The 15,817-nt window shown below is 64.7% G+C and carries 13 protein-coding genes and 4 tRNA genes; 10 read left to right on the top strand and 7 right to left on the bottom strand.

Annotated elements, in window-relative coordinates:
- Positions 1–23: 23 nt before the first annotated feature.
- Positions 24–1,667 carry a response regulator gene (locus ACY34H_RS04435; protein ID WP_464976273.1) on the bottom strand — a complete coding sequence of 548 codons (1,644 nt, stop codon included), beginning with the start codon at positions 1,665–1,667 and terminating at the stop codon, positions 24–26.
- A 205-nt stretch (positions 1,668–1,872) separates the two neighbouring features.
- Here ACY34H_RS04435 and ACY34H_RS04430 point away from each other — a divergent pair, with 205 nt between their 5' ends.
- Positions 1,873–2,289 (top strand): hypothetical protein, encoded by a 417-nt coding sequence (locus tag ACY34H_RS04430; protein ID WP_464976272.1) that lies wholly within the window; start codon positions 1,873–1,875, stop codon positions 2,287–2,289.
- A gap of 233 nt (positions 2,290–2,522) precedes the next feature.
- On the opposite strand, the gene ACY34H_RS04425 is transcribed toward ACY34H_RS04430, so the two are convergent.
- From ACY34H_RS04425 to ACY34H_RS04415, 3 genes are all read right to left on the bottom strand, one after another.
- Positions 2,523–3,512: a diguanylate cyclase domain-containing protein gene (locus ACY34H_RS04425; RefSeq protein ID WP_464976271.1), complete on the bottom strand. Its 990-nt coding sequence runs from the start codon at positions 3,510–3,512 to the stop codon at positions 2,523–2,525.
- A 293-nt stretch (positions 3,513–3,805) separates the two neighbouring features.
- Entirely contained in the window at positions 3,806–6,781 is a 2,976-nt protein-coding gene (locus ACY34H_RS04420) for a hybrid sensor histidine kinase/response regulator (protein ID WP_464976270.1), read from the bottom strand.
- Between the two features lie 114 nt (positions 6,782–6,895).
- Positions 6,896–7,708: a response regulator gene (locus tag ACY34H_RS04415; protein WP_464976269.1), complete on the bottom strand. Its 813-nt coding sequence runs from the start codon at positions 7,706–7,708 to the stop codon at positions 6,896–6,898.
- A gap of 262 nt (positions 7,709–7,970) precedes the next feature.
- Between ACY34H_RS04415 and ACY34H_RS04410 the strand changes: the two genes are divergently transcribed.
- The 4 genes from ACY34H_RS04410 (at position 7,971) to ACY34H_RS04395 (ending at position 8,541) form a co-directional block, all read left to right on the top strand.
- A tRNA-Arg gene (locus ACY34H_RS04410) sits at positions 7,971–8,047 on the top strand.
- 114 nt (positions 8,048–8,161) lie between these two features.
- A tRNA-Arg gene (locus ACY34H_RS04405) sits at positions 8,162–8,238 on the top strand.
- A 74-nt stretch (positions 8,239–8,312) separates the two neighbouring features.
- A tRNA-Arg gene (locus ACY34H_RS04400) sits at positions 8,313–8,389 on the top strand.
- 75 nt (positions 8,390–8,464) lie between these two features.
- Positions 8,465–8,541, top strand: a tRNA-Arg gene (locus ACY34H_RS04395).
- A gap of 121 nt (positions 8,542–8,662) precedes the next feature.
- Here ACY34H_RS04395 and bla read toward each other — a convergent pair.
- From bla to ACY34H_RS04380, 3 genes are all read right to left on the bottom strand, one after another.
- The gene (gene bla / locus ACY34H_RS04390) at positions 8,663–9,517 is read right to left on the bottom strand and encodes a class A beta-lactamase (protein WP_464976268.1); all 855 of its coding nucleotides are present in this window, start codon (positions 9,515–9,517) and stop codon (positions 8,663–8,665) included.
- 125 nt (positions 9,518–9,642) lie between these two features.
- Entirely contained in the window at positions 9,643–10,047 is a 405-nt protein-coding gene (locus ACY34H_RS04385) for a hypothetical protein (protein WP_464976267.1), read from the bottom strand.
- 43 nt (positions 10,048–10,090) lie between these two features.
- Positions 10,091–11,146, bottom strand: coding sequence for an OmpA family protein (locus tag ACY34H_RS04380; protein ID WP_464976266.1), 1,056 nt, complete (start codon positions 11,144–11,146; stop codon positions 10,091–10,093).
- Between the two features lie 756 nt (positions 11,147–11,902).
- Here ACY34H_RS04380 and ACY34H_RS04375 point away from each other — a divergent pair.
- The 5 genes from ACY34H_RS04375 to ACY34H_RS04355 are packed head-to-tail and all read left to right on the top strand — an operon-like array spanning position 11,903 to position 15,802.
- A complete protein-coding gene (locus tag ACY34H_RS04375; RefSeq protein ID WP_464976265.1) occupies positions 11,903–12,163 on the top strand; it encodes a Flp family type IVb pilin in 261 nt (86 codons plus the stop codon).
- Between the two features lie 28 nt (positions 12,164–12,191).
- Entirely contained in the window at positions 12,192–13,595 is a 1,404-nt protein-coding gene (locus ACY34H_RS04370) for a pilus assembly protein TadG-related protein (protein ID WP_464976264.1), read from the top strand.
- Positions 13,583–14,332, top strand: a complete 750-nt coding sequence (locus ACY34H_RS04365) for a hypothetical protein (protein WP_464976263.1) — start codon at positions 13,583–13,585, stop codon at positions 14,330–14,332. Before ACY34H_RS04370 ends, ACY34H_RS04365 begins: the two co-directional genes overlap by 13 nt.
- The gene (locus ACY34H_RS04360) at positions 14,316–15,131 is read left to right on the top strand and encodes a hypothetical protein (protein WP_464976262.1); all 816 of its coding nucleotides are present in this window, start codon (positions 14,316–14,318) and stop codon (positions 15,129–15,131) included. Before ACY34H_RS04365 ends, ACY34H_RS04360 begins: the two co-directional genes overlap by 17 nt.
- On the top strand, positions 15,122–15,802 hold the full coding sequence (locus tag ACY34H_RS04355; protein ID WP_464976261.1) for a hypothetical protein: 681 nt from the start codon (positions 15,122–15,124) through the stop codon (positions 15,800–15,802). The genes ACY34H_RS04360 and ACY34H_RS04355 overlap by 10 nt, the downstream gene beginning before the upstream one ends.
- Positions 15,803–15,817 lie beyond the last annotated feature (15 nt).

The following is a 15,817-nucleotide window of genomic DNA, read 5'->3' as shown; positions in this document are numbered from 1 at the left end:
CATGCGGCGGGGCGCCGGGCGGGTTACGACCGCAGCGCTGCCGCCGCGGCCGTTGCGGGCGCGGCGGCCGTCAGGCCGGCGATGGCCTTCATCAGGCTGTCGATGTCGACCGGCTTCACCAGGTGCATGTCGAAACCGGCTTCCAGCACGCGGCGCTGGTCTTCGGCAAGGCCGTAGCCGGTCAGCGCGATGAGCCGGATATGCTGCATGTCCGGATCGGCACGCAGGCGGCGCGCCACTTCGTAGCCGTCGATGCCCGGCAGGCCGATATCGACCAGCGCCACGCCGGGGCGGTATTCCCGTGCCACGGCAAGCCCCTGCAGGCCGTCGGCGGCATGCCGCACTTCGTAGCCGTAGCAGGAGAGCATCATTGCCATCATCTCGCGGCCGTCGTCGTTGTCTTCGATGAGCAGCACGTTGGGCTTGGCCTGTTCGTTGGTTTCCATGATTTGCAAGTTCGGTTCGGTGATTCGTTCGGTGCGCGGGAGGCGGATCAGGAAGGTACTGCCTTCGCCGGAGCCGGCGCTGTCGGCTTCCACGCCGCCACCATGCAATTCGGCCAGGCGGCGCACCAGCGCCAGGCCGATGCCGAGCCCGCCCTGGGCCCGGTCCAGTGTGCTCGTGCCCTGCACGAACACGTCGAAGACGTGCGGCAGCAGCTCGGCGTTGATGCCGACACCGGAGTCGTGCACGGTGAGCACGACATCTTCCTCGTCCACTTCCAGCAGCACGTCGATCACGCCGCCGGGCGGCGTGTACTTCAGCGCGTTGTCGAGCAGGTTGGAGAAAATCTGCTCCAGCCGCGTCACGTCGCCGTCGACCCAGCCGCTCTCCAGTTCCACGTGCACCTCATAGTCGGCCGTACGGCCGGTGGTGCGGTAGGTTTCCAGGCAGTTGCGGACCAGCGCGGCCATGTCTACCGGCGCGCGGTTCAGCAGGATCTTGCCGGACATCGCGCGCGACAGGTCGAGCAGGTCGTCGACGATGCGTCCCAGGTGCTGGCTCTGGCGCTGGATGATCCGCTTGGCGCGGAGCGCGGCATCTGCGGTGACTGCCGGCAATCCGAGCAGCGACGCCGCGCTGCTGATCGCCGACAGCGGATTGCGCAGTTCGTGGCCCAGCATCGCCAGGAACTCGTCCTTGGCGTGGTTCTGCCGCTCGGCCACCTTGCGCTCCTCGATCTCCTGCAGCAGCCGCTTGTTGCTGCTGATGAGATCCGTGGTGCGCTGGTTCAGCTGGCGTGCCTGCCGCTTCAATTCCTCGTTCTTCATCGCCAGCGCCACGAACACGGAGATCTTGGCATGCAGGATCTGCGGGATGACCGGCGTGAACAGGAAGTCCGCCGCGCCTTTCTGGTAAGCCTTCAGGCGATCGAGCTCGTCGGCCACGAAGGCGGTGATGAAGATGATCGGGATATTGGCCGAACGGGCGCGCTGGTGGATCGCCTCGGCGGTCTCGAAGCCATCCATGCCGGGCATGTTCACGTCCAGCAGGATCACGGCGAAGTCGTGCATCAGAACCTGCCGCAGCGCTTCTTCGCCGCTGCGCGCGGCGATGACCTCGTACGATTCCTGTTCCGCCCATTGCGCCAGCAAACTCGTCAGTGCGAACAGGCTGTTGGCGTCGTCGTTTACGACCAGGATCTTTGGTTTGTCTGCTTTGGCCACGGGCACTTGTCGTTGGGATGCACTGCTGAAAATAATTCTATTAGACAAACATCTGATCGATGATAACAACAGCCCCTTGCGCTGTCAAAAGTCCTGTCGGCAACAGGACGCGGGCTGAATTGTTCGATTGCGCACATACATGGGTGAGCGGTCATGCAATAGTGAAAGCGTTGAACGAGCAATCAAAAAACGAAAGGATACGATCATGAATATCGATACCGTCGTAGGTAAAGATTATCTGGGAAAATGTTTCCGCGAACTGGCCGACGCGCCGGTCAGCGCACTGAACGGTGTCGGTGACGAGGGCGCCCAGGCGCTGCAGCAGGCATTCGGCGTGACGACCGTGCGCGACCTGGCCAACCTGAACTTCGTCCGCTGGGCATCGGCCATCGCCACGCTGGCCGCCGAAGAACAGATGCTTCCCCAGGACAAAGCCAAGGAAGAGCTGCTGGACGACGCTGTCGAAATGACTTTCCCCGCCAGCGATCCGATTTCGGTCGACGCCGGCATCACGCGTATCGAAGTCTCGCCGGACAAGGTGGATGCCCACTTCGATCACCAGCATGCCAACAAGGTCGAGGAGTGCACGGCCAGCGGCAAGGAGAAGGAAGCGGCGCGGTAAACCCGTCGATCCGGCCCGCGCATGCGGGCCGGATCCGGCATCGCGCATCCGGTTGTTGCCGCGGCCGTTGAGGATCGCCACCGAGGTTCGCCACCGAGGATCGCTGCTGAATATTCACGCTGCATATTGACGCCGGACGTACCACCGCAGGTGCCACGCATGCCTTTCATCGATTGAAAAGGCAGTGCCCGGCACCTTTGTGCCGTTCTGCGCACCGGGCGCCTGTCGCTCGATCAGACGGTGGTGGCCACGCTCTTGAGCTGGTGCGGCATTGGCGCGGCGGCCAGCGCGGTGCTGGCCGGCGCGGAGCAGAAGCGGTTCTTGCCGGAGCGTTTCGCATCGTACAGCGCGTTATCCGCAGCGTGGATCAGATCGCCCACCGAGTCGGCGTCGTCCGGGAACAGCGCGATGCCGATCGACGTGGACAGCCGCAGCGTGATGCCGTTGACGACATACGGTTCGGACACCACCTCGATCAGCTTCGAGGCCGGCTCGCGCGCATCGTTCAGCCCATTGACGTCGCCCAGCACGATGACGAACTCGTCGCCGCCGACGCGCGCCACCGTATCTTCCTTGCGCGACGAACCGACCAGCCGCTGGGCGACCAGTTTGAGGATCTCGTCGCCATACGCGTGGCCGTGGGTATCGTTGATGGGCTTGAATCCGTCGAGGTCCAGGTACATCACGGCGGCCTTGCGCCCGTGGCGCAGCGCGTGCTGGACAGTGGTTTCGATACGGTCTTCCAGCAGGCGGCGGTTCGGCAGGCCCGTCAGCGGGTCGTGCAGCGCCAGTTCCTGCTGCCGCTTGCTGTACTGTGCCAGCTCCTTGTAGAGCAGGCGTACTTCCAGCATGTTGTGAATGCGCTTGTGCACTTCGAGCAGGTCGAACGGCTTGCTGATGAAGTCGCGCGCGCCGGCTTCGAGCGCCGCAATCTTGAAGCTCGGCTGCGCGGTCAGCGCCAGCACGGGAAGATAGCCTTCCTGTTCGATCTCCTTCAGGCCTTTCATTACCTGGAAGCCGTTCAGGCCCGGCATTTGCAGGTCCAGCAGGATCAGATCGTAGTTATGCTGCCGGTGCAGTGCGCAAACCTGGTCAGGCAGCATGGTGGCCGTGACATTCGCGTAGCCGGCTTCACGGAGAATCTCGAGCATAAGATCGACATTGTCCGCACAGTCGTCCACGACCAGAATCTTGGCGTTCAGGATCTCATCCGGGCTGGGCATAATTGTCTCGCAATACAGGGCTCCGGCAATTTTCTCGGCCGGAGCGGAACAATCAGTGTAGCGCCGAAGAATTTGCTGCGGCGCACGTAAAGGAAAATTCTTATCCTGAGGAAGAATCTTCAGACTTCCAAGTGTAGCAAACCGCCGACAAGTTTCTTGTAGGACATTACCGCGTCATGCAGTAGGACACTTTTTCCGCATTATAAATTAATTAATACGCATCGAGTGTTTTCTTGCGCAAACGTGTGGCGTACGCACACTTCAGTTGTATATATGCGGAAAACGCATATGAGTCACGCGGACTGGCTCCGGCTGCGCGCCGCTGCCAGGGCGACCGCGGCGACCAGTTCCGGTGGCTCGACCGGTTTGGCGATATGGTCGGCAAACCCCGCCGCCAGCGTGCGCAGCCGGTCTTCCGCACGGGCAAAGGCGGTCAGGGCAATGGCCGGCACATTGCCGCCGGCGTCCGCGCCCAGTGCGCGCACCCGTGCCAGCAGTTCGAAGCCGTCCATTTCCGGCATGCCGATGTCGGACAGCAGCAGGTCGGGAAGCCAGCGCGGCAGCAGCGACAGCGCGGCTGGCGCGCTGTCGGCGGTGACGACGTCGGCATTGCAGTCGGTCAGCACGCGCTTGATCAGCTCGCGGGTATCGGGTTCGTCGTCGACGATCAGCACGCGCAGGCCGCCCAGGTCGCGCAGGTCGTCGGCGACGGCGGCGCGCGGCTCGCCATCCGGCAGCGCCGGGCGGACGGCGCGTTCGGCGCCGGGCACGCGCGCCGCCAGCGGCAGCCGCACGGTGAACGTGGCGCCGCGGCCTTCGCCGGCGCTGTCCACCGCCACGGTGCCGCCATGCTGCTCGACCAGGTGCTTGACGATCGACAGGCCCAGTCCGAGCCCGCCATGCCGCCGTGTCGACGACGCATCGGCCTGCCGGAAGTGCTCGAAAACGTGGGCAAGGAATCCGGCACCGATGCCGATGCCGGTGTCGGCGACGACGAGTTCGGCATGGCCGTCCGCCTCGCGCACGCCGATCCGCACCGTGCCGTCCTGCGGCGTGAACTTGATCGCGTTCGAGAGCAGGTTCCATATCACCTGCTGCAGGCGGCCGGGGTCCGCCGCCACCATGCCGCAGGGCTGGAAGTCGCGCTCGATGCGGATACTGCGCGCGGCGGCCGCCGGACCCACGGTCTCGATCGCGGCCTCGATCACGGTAACGGGTGCGATCGCCTCGATGTCCAGCAATACCTTGCCGGACATGATGCGGCTCATGTCCAGCAGGTCCTCGATCAGCTGGGCCTGGGCGCGGGCATTGCGCTCGATCGTCTGCAGGCCCTTCTGCAGGTCAGCCTCGCCGCGGCCGCCGCGCCGCAGCACCTGCGACCAGCCGAGGATCGCCGTCAGCGGGGTGCGCAGTTCATGCGACAGCGTGGCCAGGAATTCATCCTTCATCTGGCTGGTGCGCTCGGCTTCGGCGCGCGCGCTGCGTTCGCTGTCGAGCAATGCGATGCGCTCCTCGGCGGCGCGGCGTGCCGCCTCGTTCAGCCGGGCGTTGTCGATCGCCACGCCGGCCTGGGCGGCAATGCCGCCGATGATCCGTTCGGTGCGGTCGCTGAACATGGCCGGCTCCGGGTGGCCGAACAGCAGCGTACCGATGACGCTGCCATCACGCGACATTACCGGCGCGGCCAGGTAGCTGCGCAGCAGGGCCGCTTGCTCGGCCGGCAGCAGCGGCGCGCATTCCGGGTGGCGCAGCAGGTCGCCGCAACGCGTGATCGCGGCGCCGCGCAGCGTGTCGCCGAACAGGGCGGCGGCATCGGCACGCGTCAGCGCGCCCGTCAGCGGCGGCACCTGGCCGGACAGCGTGAACGGCGTCAGGGTATCGTCACCCCGGGCATTGTCCGGTGCGCCGTCGGCGGCCGCGGCGCGCGTTCCGTCATAGAAGAAGGCGCCGAAACGCGCGCCGCTGAGACGCGTGGCGGCGTCGGTCACTTCCTGCAGCAGCGGCTGCAGGTCACGGTGCCGGGCCAGTGCGTTGCCGGTACTGTTCAGCAGCTCCAGCACGGCCGTTTCGTCGCGCAGCGCCTCCTGTGCGCGCTTGACCTGGTCGACGTCGGTACTCGTGCCGAACCAGCGCAGGGTGCGCCCATCGGCGCCGCGCACCGGGTTGGCACGGGTCAGGAACCAGCGGTACTGGCCATCCCCGCCACGGATCGGGAACTCCATCTCGAACGGCTGGCCCGTCTCGATCGCCCGCTTCCAGTGCTGCGTCATCGCCGGAATGCACTCGGCGTCGTAGACCTGGCGCCAGGCGTCGCCGCGCAGGTCGTCGCTCGTCAGGCCGGTGTATTCGAACCAGCGGCGGTTGTACCAGGTCATGCGGCCGTCGTGATGGGCGATCCATGCCAGCTGCGGAATCGAGTCGGCCAGCGCGCGCAGCTGCTCTTCGCTGTCCTTCAGCGCCTCCTCGGCGGCGCGGCGGGCAGTGATGTCCTGCACCATGCCGGTCATGCCGAGCAGGCGGTCGCCATCGCCATAGTTGCCGTGGCCGACGACGGACAGCCAGCGCTGGCCGCCGTCGCCGGGCGCATCGATCCGGCATTCGATGTCGAAGTCACGCTGCGCCACGTAGGCGTCGACGAACACCTGCCGCGCGGCGGCCCGGTCCTCGGGCACAATGCGCTCCTGCAGCGTGTGCCAGGTCACCGGTGTGCCTTCCGGCACCTCGAAGATCTCCGCCGCGCGGCGGCCCAGCGCGACGACGTCGGTCGCCGCATCCCAGGTCCAGTCGCCCAGCCTGCCTGCCGCCATCGCCACCTGCAGCCGGTTGCTGCTTTCGCGCAGCGCCCGTTCGTCGCGCTTGCGCCCGTCGATGTCGAGCAGCGTGCACGTCAGGCCCTGCGGCGACGGGCAGGCCCGTACCTCGATCCAGCGGCGGCAGGGCGTATGGAACAGCTCGCAGGCGGCGGCCACGCGGTCGGCCATGGCCTGGCGCAAACGCGCCTCGAGAGGGGTGCCGGCCAGGCCCGGGAACGCCTGCCACAGGTCACGGCCGGCCACGGCGGCGGCCGTGTCCACCGTGCCGAGCAATCCGGCGGCGCGGCTGTTGATGTAGGTGATGGTCCAGCCGCTGTCGATGACGGCCAGCCCGTCGGCAATACTGTCCAGTACGTCGCCGGTCCAGGCGCGCGTGCGGCGCGACTCTTCCTGCGCTTCCAGCATGGCGCGCAGCAGGTCGGCTTCGGAAGGGGCAGCCCCGTTGGAAAGGATCATTGGCGGATGGTTCAGGACCGTTGGTTTTGCTGGCTGCCCATGCGGGCGCCGCTGCGGATTGTAGCGCCCCGGCAGGGGTTGGGCCCGCACCGTTGGCCCATCGGTGCGCGCCGCTCAGGCGCGCGGGATCCGCTCCAGGATGGCCTGCAGCTGCTCGATATCGTAGGGTTTCTGGATCGCATCGGCGGGGAAGTCGAGCTGCTGCGTCAGCGTGCCGCTGTAGCCGGAGGCGAAGATCACATGCAGCCGCGGCCGCAGGGCCACCGCGCGGCGGGCCACCTCGACACCCGAGATGCCGGGCAGGCTGACGTCGGTAAAGAGCACGTCGTAAGCGCTGTCGTCCAGGTGCTGCAACGCACGTTCGCCGTCGGCCACCGCATCAACTTCGTGGCCGATCGCGCGCAGCATCTCGCAGACCAGGTACTGGGCATCGAGATTGTCCTCGACCACCAGCATCTTCAGCGCGCGCGCGGCGGCCGGGGCGGCCACGGCGCTGGGCGGTGCCAGCGTGCACAGTACGCCGAGCACGCTACCGTCGCCGTCGCGCAGCGGCGTGTAGTACAGGTCGAAGCGCTGCTCGCTGACACCGTCGGCTCGCCACATCTGCAATGCCTGGCCGGGAAACACCAGCGACTCTCCCTGCCAGGCCTGCTCCAGCGCGGCCGGGTTCCAGCTCCAGGCCGAAGGCTGCATCGCCGGAATGCGCCCGCCGGGCGGCTGCGTGGGCAGGCCGGACAGCGCTGCATAAGCGCCATTGAGCAACAGGACCTGCTGCCGTCCCCACATGAGCAGCGTGGGCAGCGGCGAATTCAGCATGAGATCGACCGCCACGCGCAATGCCAGCGGCCAGCCGTCCGGGTGGCCGACATCGGTACGGTTCCAGTCGATTTCCAGGGTGGACAGGCTGTTCGCGGCGCAGGCACTCATGCAGGGGGTCTCCATTGTCGTGTGAATGAGGTGGAAGCATGCTACACCAAACGCGTAGCGATGGCGGCCCCCACTGACGCTGGACAAACGGAAAACTTATACCTATAATCCTGCCTCCTTCGCAACGAACGCTGCAAAGGACGGCACAAGACGAAGTCTTTGCGGCATGGGTGGCAGGTGAAGTAGTACGAGAGTGAACTGTACGAAAAATCAAGCTTTCCCAACCGTAATGAGTTGTGTAAAATGCCGAACGCTGTAGATTGCGGCTGTAGCTCAGCTGGATAGAGTACTTGGCTACGAACCAAGGGGTCGTGGGTTCGATTCCTGCCAGCCGCACCAGATTTTCGTACCGCGGGCCGGAAGGGCTGCGGGAGCAGTAAAAAGTAGTACACAGCAGGCGTGCGCTCGGCGCTGCGTCCGTTGTTATAATATTTAAGTTGCGTGATTAAAATTGCGGCTGTAGCTCAGCTGGATAGAGTACTTGGCTACGAACCAAGGGGTCGTGGGTTCGATTCCTGCCAGCCGCACCAGTTTTACCGATGGGTGGAAGCCCGTCGTCGGCAGTAAGCGCGAGGGTCGCCTTGCGCGATGTACAAAGAGTTTTGCGGCTGTAGCTCAGCTGGATAGAGTACTTGGCTACGAACCAAGGGGTCGTGGGTTCGATTCCTGCCAGCCGCACCAGTTTTACCGATGGATGCAAGTCCGTCGTCAGGCAGCAAGCGCGAGGGTCGCCTCGCGGGATGTGCAAAGAGTTTTGCGGCTGTAGCTCAGCTGGATAGAGTACTTGGCTACGAACCAAGGGGTCGTGGGTTCGATTCCTGCCAGCCGCACCAGAACGAAGAGAAAGGGACCGGAGCAATCCGGTCCCTTTTTTCATGCGCGCTCGCCGCACCATGGCGCCGGCGCGCCCCGGCAGGCTGGCCCGCCGGCGGCACGCCTCAACGAATCAGCGCATCAGGCGCCCATGCCCAGTGCCAGCCGCGCGCCGGCAACTACCACATCTTCGCGCGCGTCGGCCTCCCTGGCCGGCTGGTGCGTGAAGACCACCACCACCAGCGGGGCGCGGTCCGGCGGGAACACGAGGCCGATATCGTTCGTGACGCCGTAGGCACCGGTGCCGGTCTTGTCGCCGACCTGCCAGCCCGCCGGCACGGCCGCGCGGATACGCCTGTCGCCCGTGGTATTGCCCAGCAGCCAATCCTTCAGCCGCTGGCGCTGCGTTGCCGGCAGCGCGTCGCCCAGCACCAGTTTCTGCAGCGTGCGCGCCATTGCCAGCGGCGTCGTGGTATCGCGCTCGTCGCCGGGGATCGCGGTATTGAGTTCGGTTTCCCAGCGGTCCAGCCGGAAGGCCGTGTCGCCGATGCCGCGCGTGAAGGCGGTCAGCGCGGCCGGGCCGCCCAGTTCCTTCATCAGCGCGTTGGCGGCGGTGTTGTCGCTGTACTGCACGGTGGCCGCGCACAGCTCGGCCACCGTCATCCCGGTGGCGACATGCTTGCCGGTGACGGGCGAGTGGCTGACCAGGTCGGCCTTTGCAAAGCGCAGCCGGCGCTCGAGAAAGCCGGGTTCGCGCGCATCGCGGGCCAGTGCCTGGGCCGCCAGGACCGCCTTGAACGTGCTGCACATGGGGAAGCGTTCGTCGAGGCGGTGTCCGCCGGTCTTGCCGGTGGCGGTGTCGATGACGGCCACGCCGAGGCGGCCTTTCAGGCCGCGCTCGATGGATGCGAAGCCGCCGGTGGCGGCCAGCGCGAGGGAAGGAGAGAAGGGCGCGGCGGCGGCCGCGAGCAGCAGGGTACGGCGGGTGATCGTCATTGGGTTCCCGATGGTGGATGGTTCGGGAACGATTGTAGGTCGGGCGCGGGTGCGGCACCATGGCGGGCCAACACGCCGGGCCGGCAGTTCATCCCAATTTTTTCATCCCGCTGCTTTGCCCACGGTTACTGCAGCTTCGTGACGGTGCAATCCTGTGCCAGCACGCCCGTCTTGATCAACGGGAACTGCGGGCTGCTGCCGACGCGCACCAGGCCGCATTTCACACTGCCGGCGATCCGGCCCTGCCGGTTGACCAGGTGTTCGTACTCCGCTTCGTTGACGGACTGTGCAAACAGCACATACAGCGGCAGGCGCTGCCCCTGGAAATCCGCTGTGGCGCCCTGCAGCCCATTCAGCGCGCCGGAGTTGCCGATATCGCCCACCGCAGCATCGAGCACATTCACGGTCACGTTCTTCTTTTGCTGCACGGCCTTGAACGGCAGCTTGTCCAGGTCCGGCACCTGGGGCGCCGCCATCACGGCGGCGCATGCGGCAATCAAGGGCAGGCAGAGCAGGGGTTTCAGGGTCATCGGGTTTCCTTTCGGTGATCAGGACGGGTCATTGCAAGTCATGTCATTGCTTGACGAGCTCGACACGCCGGTTACGTGCGCGGCCTTCGTCGGTGGCGTTGTCGGCGATCGGCTTGGCGGCACCAAAGCCGGCAGCACGAAGTCGCGCTCCAGCGATGCCGGATTGCGTCAGCGCCTTGACGACTGCTTCGGCACGCCGCTGCGACAGAGCCTTGTTGCGTGCGGCGTCGCCGCTGTCATCGGTATGCCCTTCGATCGACAGTTTCAACGCCGGGTCCGTGCGCAGGAGGCGGGCAATCTCGCCCACCACGGGAGTTGCGTCATTGCGCAGCACGGCCTTGTCGGTATCGAAATTGATGTAGAGCGCCACATGGCCCTTTGCGTCGAGCGCGGCCTTCATCGCCTCGGCCTTCAGCAGGCCGACGGACTGCTCCATCGCTTTTTCTTCGAGCGTTACCACCGTGGCAGCCCGGTCGCCGATGGCGAGACCAAACCACACATGCCGATCCGCCGTACGGACGAGGTAGGACGCGTACTCGTAGCGTGTATCGCGCGCCATCAGCTTGCGGCGGCTGATGTCGTATCCATCGCCGCCGTTACGGGCGATGAAGGCTTCAGAAACGGGTTGTTCCTGGTCGATGCGCATGCCGCCAAGCGCCTTGATGGCGGAGTCGTAATTCTTCATTGCCTCGATCTTCGACAGCTTGGCATCGCGAAGGAAATAGCGCCGTACCGAAAGCTTGCCTTCAGGCTGCTGGAGCCTGTTGCCGGCGACGAAATACCCCCGGTCGAATTCGGCCACTTTCTCGTCACGGAAAGCAGGACCCAGGCGTGCTGGCCAGTCGAGGTAAGGAAAGGACGGCAAGGTGGCGCTGCTGACAGGCACGCTCCTGGCGTCAAAGCTTCCCGCGTCGGCGACTGAAGGTGTTTTCGCCGCTTGCGACGCGGCGGAGGCGGACCACGCAAGAGCGGACAACAGCAGCGTAGTGGAAACAGCGGCACGAAGCATCATGAATGAACTGAAGAGTCTGCGAATCGCATTATAGGCATAGCCGCGTAATCCGGACAACGATTTTGGCGTAGTAATTTTTGATGACATAAACCAACTTCGCAATAAACAGTGCGCAGTGCGTGCCGAGAATGGTCCTTGATGGGGATAAGCGGGAAACGATTATGTCGCCAATCAGGGACGTATGAAACCGGACGATTATCATAATGTGTGATGTCGCTAATACCCGACACCACCACTGTTAATCGCGCGCTGTATGAGGGGAAATCGGTGTCGCCTGAATCCGACAGTCGATTTTAAGCTGCAACTCGCTGCAACTTGCCTTTCCTATTCGAAATTCAAGGATGAATTCATTTATGAAGGTTTAATGACATCAGTGAGAATTAAAGAATTTTAACGGCGTACAAACTCACCAAATGTCACAAGAATGACCTTCTCGACGAGATGTTGAATTCAGGAAACGTCCGTCAATTATCGATAAAAGCAATCATCTGCCCGCAATGAAAGCGGTTACATGCGATGAAAAATACGCGCTGGAAAGAAAATCCGGGCCATTAGTCGAAAAAATGTAAGCAATTGTAACGAAATCTTGAAATGAAAAATTTCGGGGAGGAATTTTTAAATATCGTCATGCAAGCGACCTGGATAGCTGTTTCATAGGGAAAGCATGACTTTGGGTTATCTGAGCCAGTAATTAAAAGCGGCTCATATGTGCGCTGATTATTTCCGTTGGTAAATCTCGGCCGATCGGATAAGCGCCGAGGAGGGGTTTAAATATGTTTAAGCCTCGATTAATATTCGCTCCGCTGTACCGCAACTCATTAACCCTCACTTACCGGAGCACTCATGAAACGCTTTAATCTGAAAAAACAGCTGGGCCAGGGTATGACTGAATACATCATCATCGTCGCCCTGATCGCCATTGGCGCGATCGGCGTGTACGCGGCGTTCGGCGATATCGTTCGCGGCCAGACCTCGGTCGCTGCTTCGACGCTGGCCGGCGCGAACTCCGGCCAGGCCCGCCAGCTGGTGACCGATGGCCAGCAGGGTGCCAACGACCGCGCCCAGACCAAAGGCCTGAACGATTTCGAAGACGCGTCCAACTGATTCGCCGGCCGGGAACGGACATAACGCGATGAGCACGGTCTTATTCCTCCAGCGGCGTACGGCACGGCACAACGGACAGGCGATGGTGCTGTTCCTGGGCTTTGCCGCCGCGATGGTGGCGATGCTGCTGGTGGCGTTCAATTCCGGCCAGGTTACCAATGCCAAGATGCGCGCCATGAACGCCGCCGATGCGGCGGCGTTCAGCGGTGCGCTGTGGCAGGCACGGAACCTGAACTTCCAGGCCTACATGAACCGAGCCATCGTCGCCAACGAAGTCACCATCGCCCAGACCGTCACCGTGCGGTCATGGGTTGCCTACATCGACCGCTTCGTCGGCAACATCAACATGATTGCCCAGTTCATTCCCGGAATAAATGCCGCAGTCCGGGCGGTGGAACGGGTAGTCGATGCCGTCGACGACACGGTGCAGCGCACCCTGCCGCTGGCGGAATCAGCGATCCGCGGGCTCGATAACCTCGAGCATGCGGCGCAGATCGCCTTCGATAGCGCGGCACCGCTGGCCGCCCAGAGCCTGGCCAGCAATGTCGCCATCGCCAACGGGGCGGAGGTCAGCACGGGCGGCAATGCGCTGATCCTGCGCAATCTCGATACCTGGCGCGGCTTTACGGATACCTACAGTCCCGGCGCGCGCCGGCAGAACAACAACGATCGCCGGGTGCGCCTGCGCGAGGTGGTCCTGAAATCGCGCGACGGCTTCGTCCAGGAACGCGACTGGAAGATGGGGCTTCCCCTCACGTTTGAACTGCGCAAGCAGGGCGGCACGGACCTGCTCGATTACGACACGTGGAAGGGTCTCGATTCGCTGCAGCTGCGAACCGTATGGAACCCGGTCAAGCGCGACTGGTCGACCAAGGCACCGGTCGCGTGGGGAGGGGCCCAGGCCCATGCGCCCCAGGAGTTCACCGGCGTCGGCAGGCATGGCGACATCAACGAATGGAACGATGTCGATGGCCGGCTGGCACGCAACATGTCGAATGACAATACTCACTCGAAAAGGCTGCCGGCCCGGCTGCCCGGTTATCGGGACCTCTCGCGTACCCGGCTTCAGTCGCGCACCGATCCACGGCTGCCTTTCGCGGTGGAAGTAGTGATTGCACGCAACCGGGTGGCCACCAGCGAGGACATGCCGGCCCGGGTGGCCACGCAGCGTGGCGCCGTGCTGGAGGTGGGGCCGCAGTACCAGGGCCAGGACGGCGGCGTGTTCGCACTGGCCGAAGCCTGCGTCGCCTTCGAGCGGCCATTCGGCCAGGAACGGCGCGACGGCCTGGTCGAACGGCCCAGCCTGTTCAATCCGTACTGGCGGGCCTCCATGGCGACACCGAGCCGGATGGCGCGCACGATTGTCGACGGCGCGAAGGGACTCGCGCCCGTCGCGGCTTTATTGGGAGGAGCAGGTTCATGCGGTCAATGATATTGATGGGAGCGGGCGCGCTGTGCCTGCAAGTGGGCGGGTGCGGAGACTCGACCGGCGCGCCCGGCGAGCCGGCCGCGGCCGCGCGCAGCTATGAAATCGTGACGGTCACGCGGCCGGAGTCGGTCGACCGCCAGATCGCGGTGGACCGGGCCCGCTACGACGCCTGCGTGATGGCGGCGGAGAGCCGCAAGCTGCCGGTGAAGCCGTTTCCGGCCGTACCGCAGCAGTATTTTTACGAGCGCAATACCTATATCAGCGATGGCAAGACCTATCTGATGCGCAGCGAGCAGTATGGGCTCGACGATGCCAGGCTGGTGCCGGAGCAGGGGTGCGCCGCGCGCTTCGCCGTGCAGTCTTCCACCGATATCCAGCGCGGCGCGAAAGTGCGCCATATCGGCATCGCGCTCGATGGCGAGCGCCAGGTCGACGATGAAGACCGCGCGACGCCGCTGGCGCCCGACGCGGCCGCAGCGGCCGGGTATTCGGTGGCCAGGTCGGTGGCGGGTCATGCCGTGCGTTGCCTGCCGCCCGGCAGCCCGGCCTATGCGGGGGGCACGGTGCGTGAAATGTGCATCGCCGATGCGGCCGCGGTCGACCCCGACGGCAAGCCCGTGGTCGTGGCGGCGACAATGAAGAATGCAACGGGCACCACCACCCTGGTGACCGAACCGCACAAGCTGGTCCTTGGCAAGCCCATCGATGCGAAGGCGTTCGACGATGCTGCCGCGCTCTGAGCTGCGTGGCCACCGTGGCCAGGCCATCGTTGAAACGCTGGTGCTGGCCGGCGTCGCGATCCTGCTGATGCTCGGCATCTGGACATTGGGCAAATTCCACGATATCCAGGCCAGCACGATCCAGGCGGCGCGGTATGCGGCCTGGGAGCGTACGGTGCAGTCGCCCGCGCAGCTCAATGCCGGCGCACTGGAGCAGAAGACCAGGGCGCGGCTGTTTGCCTGGAACGAAAACAGTTTCCGCGACGACGACGGGCGCCGCGGCATGGGCGCGGAGACGGCAAACTGGAACACCCACAGCAACCGTCGCCTGATCGAGCGCGACCAGGACATCCGCATCACCACGGCGCCAGGGCCATTGCCGGGACAGGCGCAGGCTGCGGTGGACCGGGCCTTCGGCATGCTGACTGGAGCCCTCGCCGCGGTCACCGCCGGTGAAGCGCTGCCCCGTGGCGGCATGACGACTGGCCGCGTCCAGGTGCGCCTGGCCGACGTGGCCGCGCTGCCGGCACCACTTAACAGGCTGAACCTGACACTTGCCGAGACCAGCGCCGTGGTCTCGGAAGACTGGGATGCGTCCGGCCCCGAGCAGGCCGCGGAGCGCTCGCGCAGCTTCGTGCTGGCTGGCGCCCTTACCGAGGCCGGCGTAATCCTGCAGCCCGCATTGACGGCGATGCGGCCATTCGAATGGGACCTGCCGGAATTCAGGCCGGGCGTGATCTGCCCGGACATCGTGCCGCAGGATCGCGTAACCGGTGGCACGGTGCGCGCAATGTACCAGGGGGCGCAACCGTGTTACTGACAGCAGCGGCGTCCCGGCACCGATGGGCATTGGCGGTCGCCGCCTGCATGCTGCCGTGCCTGGCGCTGGCCGGGTGGCAGGATGTTCCGGATCATTTGCGGCTGGGGGCCGTCGGCGACTCGCTGGCCATCAACGGCACGCCAGTGCAGATCCGCACGTTCACGTCGGATCTGCCGATCCAGCAACTGGTCGAGGAAGTGCGCATCAGCTGGGAGCGCAATCCGGAGCGCACGTCGGTGGTGCGCACGAAAGTGGGCGAATGGACCGTACTGAACCAGCGGCTAGGCAAGGAACACCGCAGTTTCCAGGTACGTCCCGCCGCCGATGGGCTGGAAGGGCGCGTCGCACTGACGTCGCCGCAGCTGGCCCGGGCACCGCGCGTGGCGGTACAGCTGCCGGCGTCGATGACAGCGGTATCGATCATCGACTCGGTCGATGACGGCAAGAAGTCGCAGCAGGTGATCGCGGTGTCGACGCGCTCGGCCGAAGCCACGGCTGCCGCGCTGGAGACCACGCTGAAGGCACAGGGCTGGCATCGCCACGTACTGCAGCGCGGCCGTGGCGCGCTGGTGTTCTCGGCCAACCGCAACGGCCAGGAACTGGACGCGAACATCAGCGCGCAGAAAAGCGGGGCGCTGGTCATGATGAACACGATTATCGGAAACAGGTGAGGTAACGATGTGTCG

The sequence above is a fragment of the Pseudoduganella sp. jia 9 genome (genome assembly GCF_055502615.1).
The sequence above is the reverse complement of the archived record's forward strand: the minus strand, read 5'-3'. Positions and strand labels throughout refer to the sequence as shown.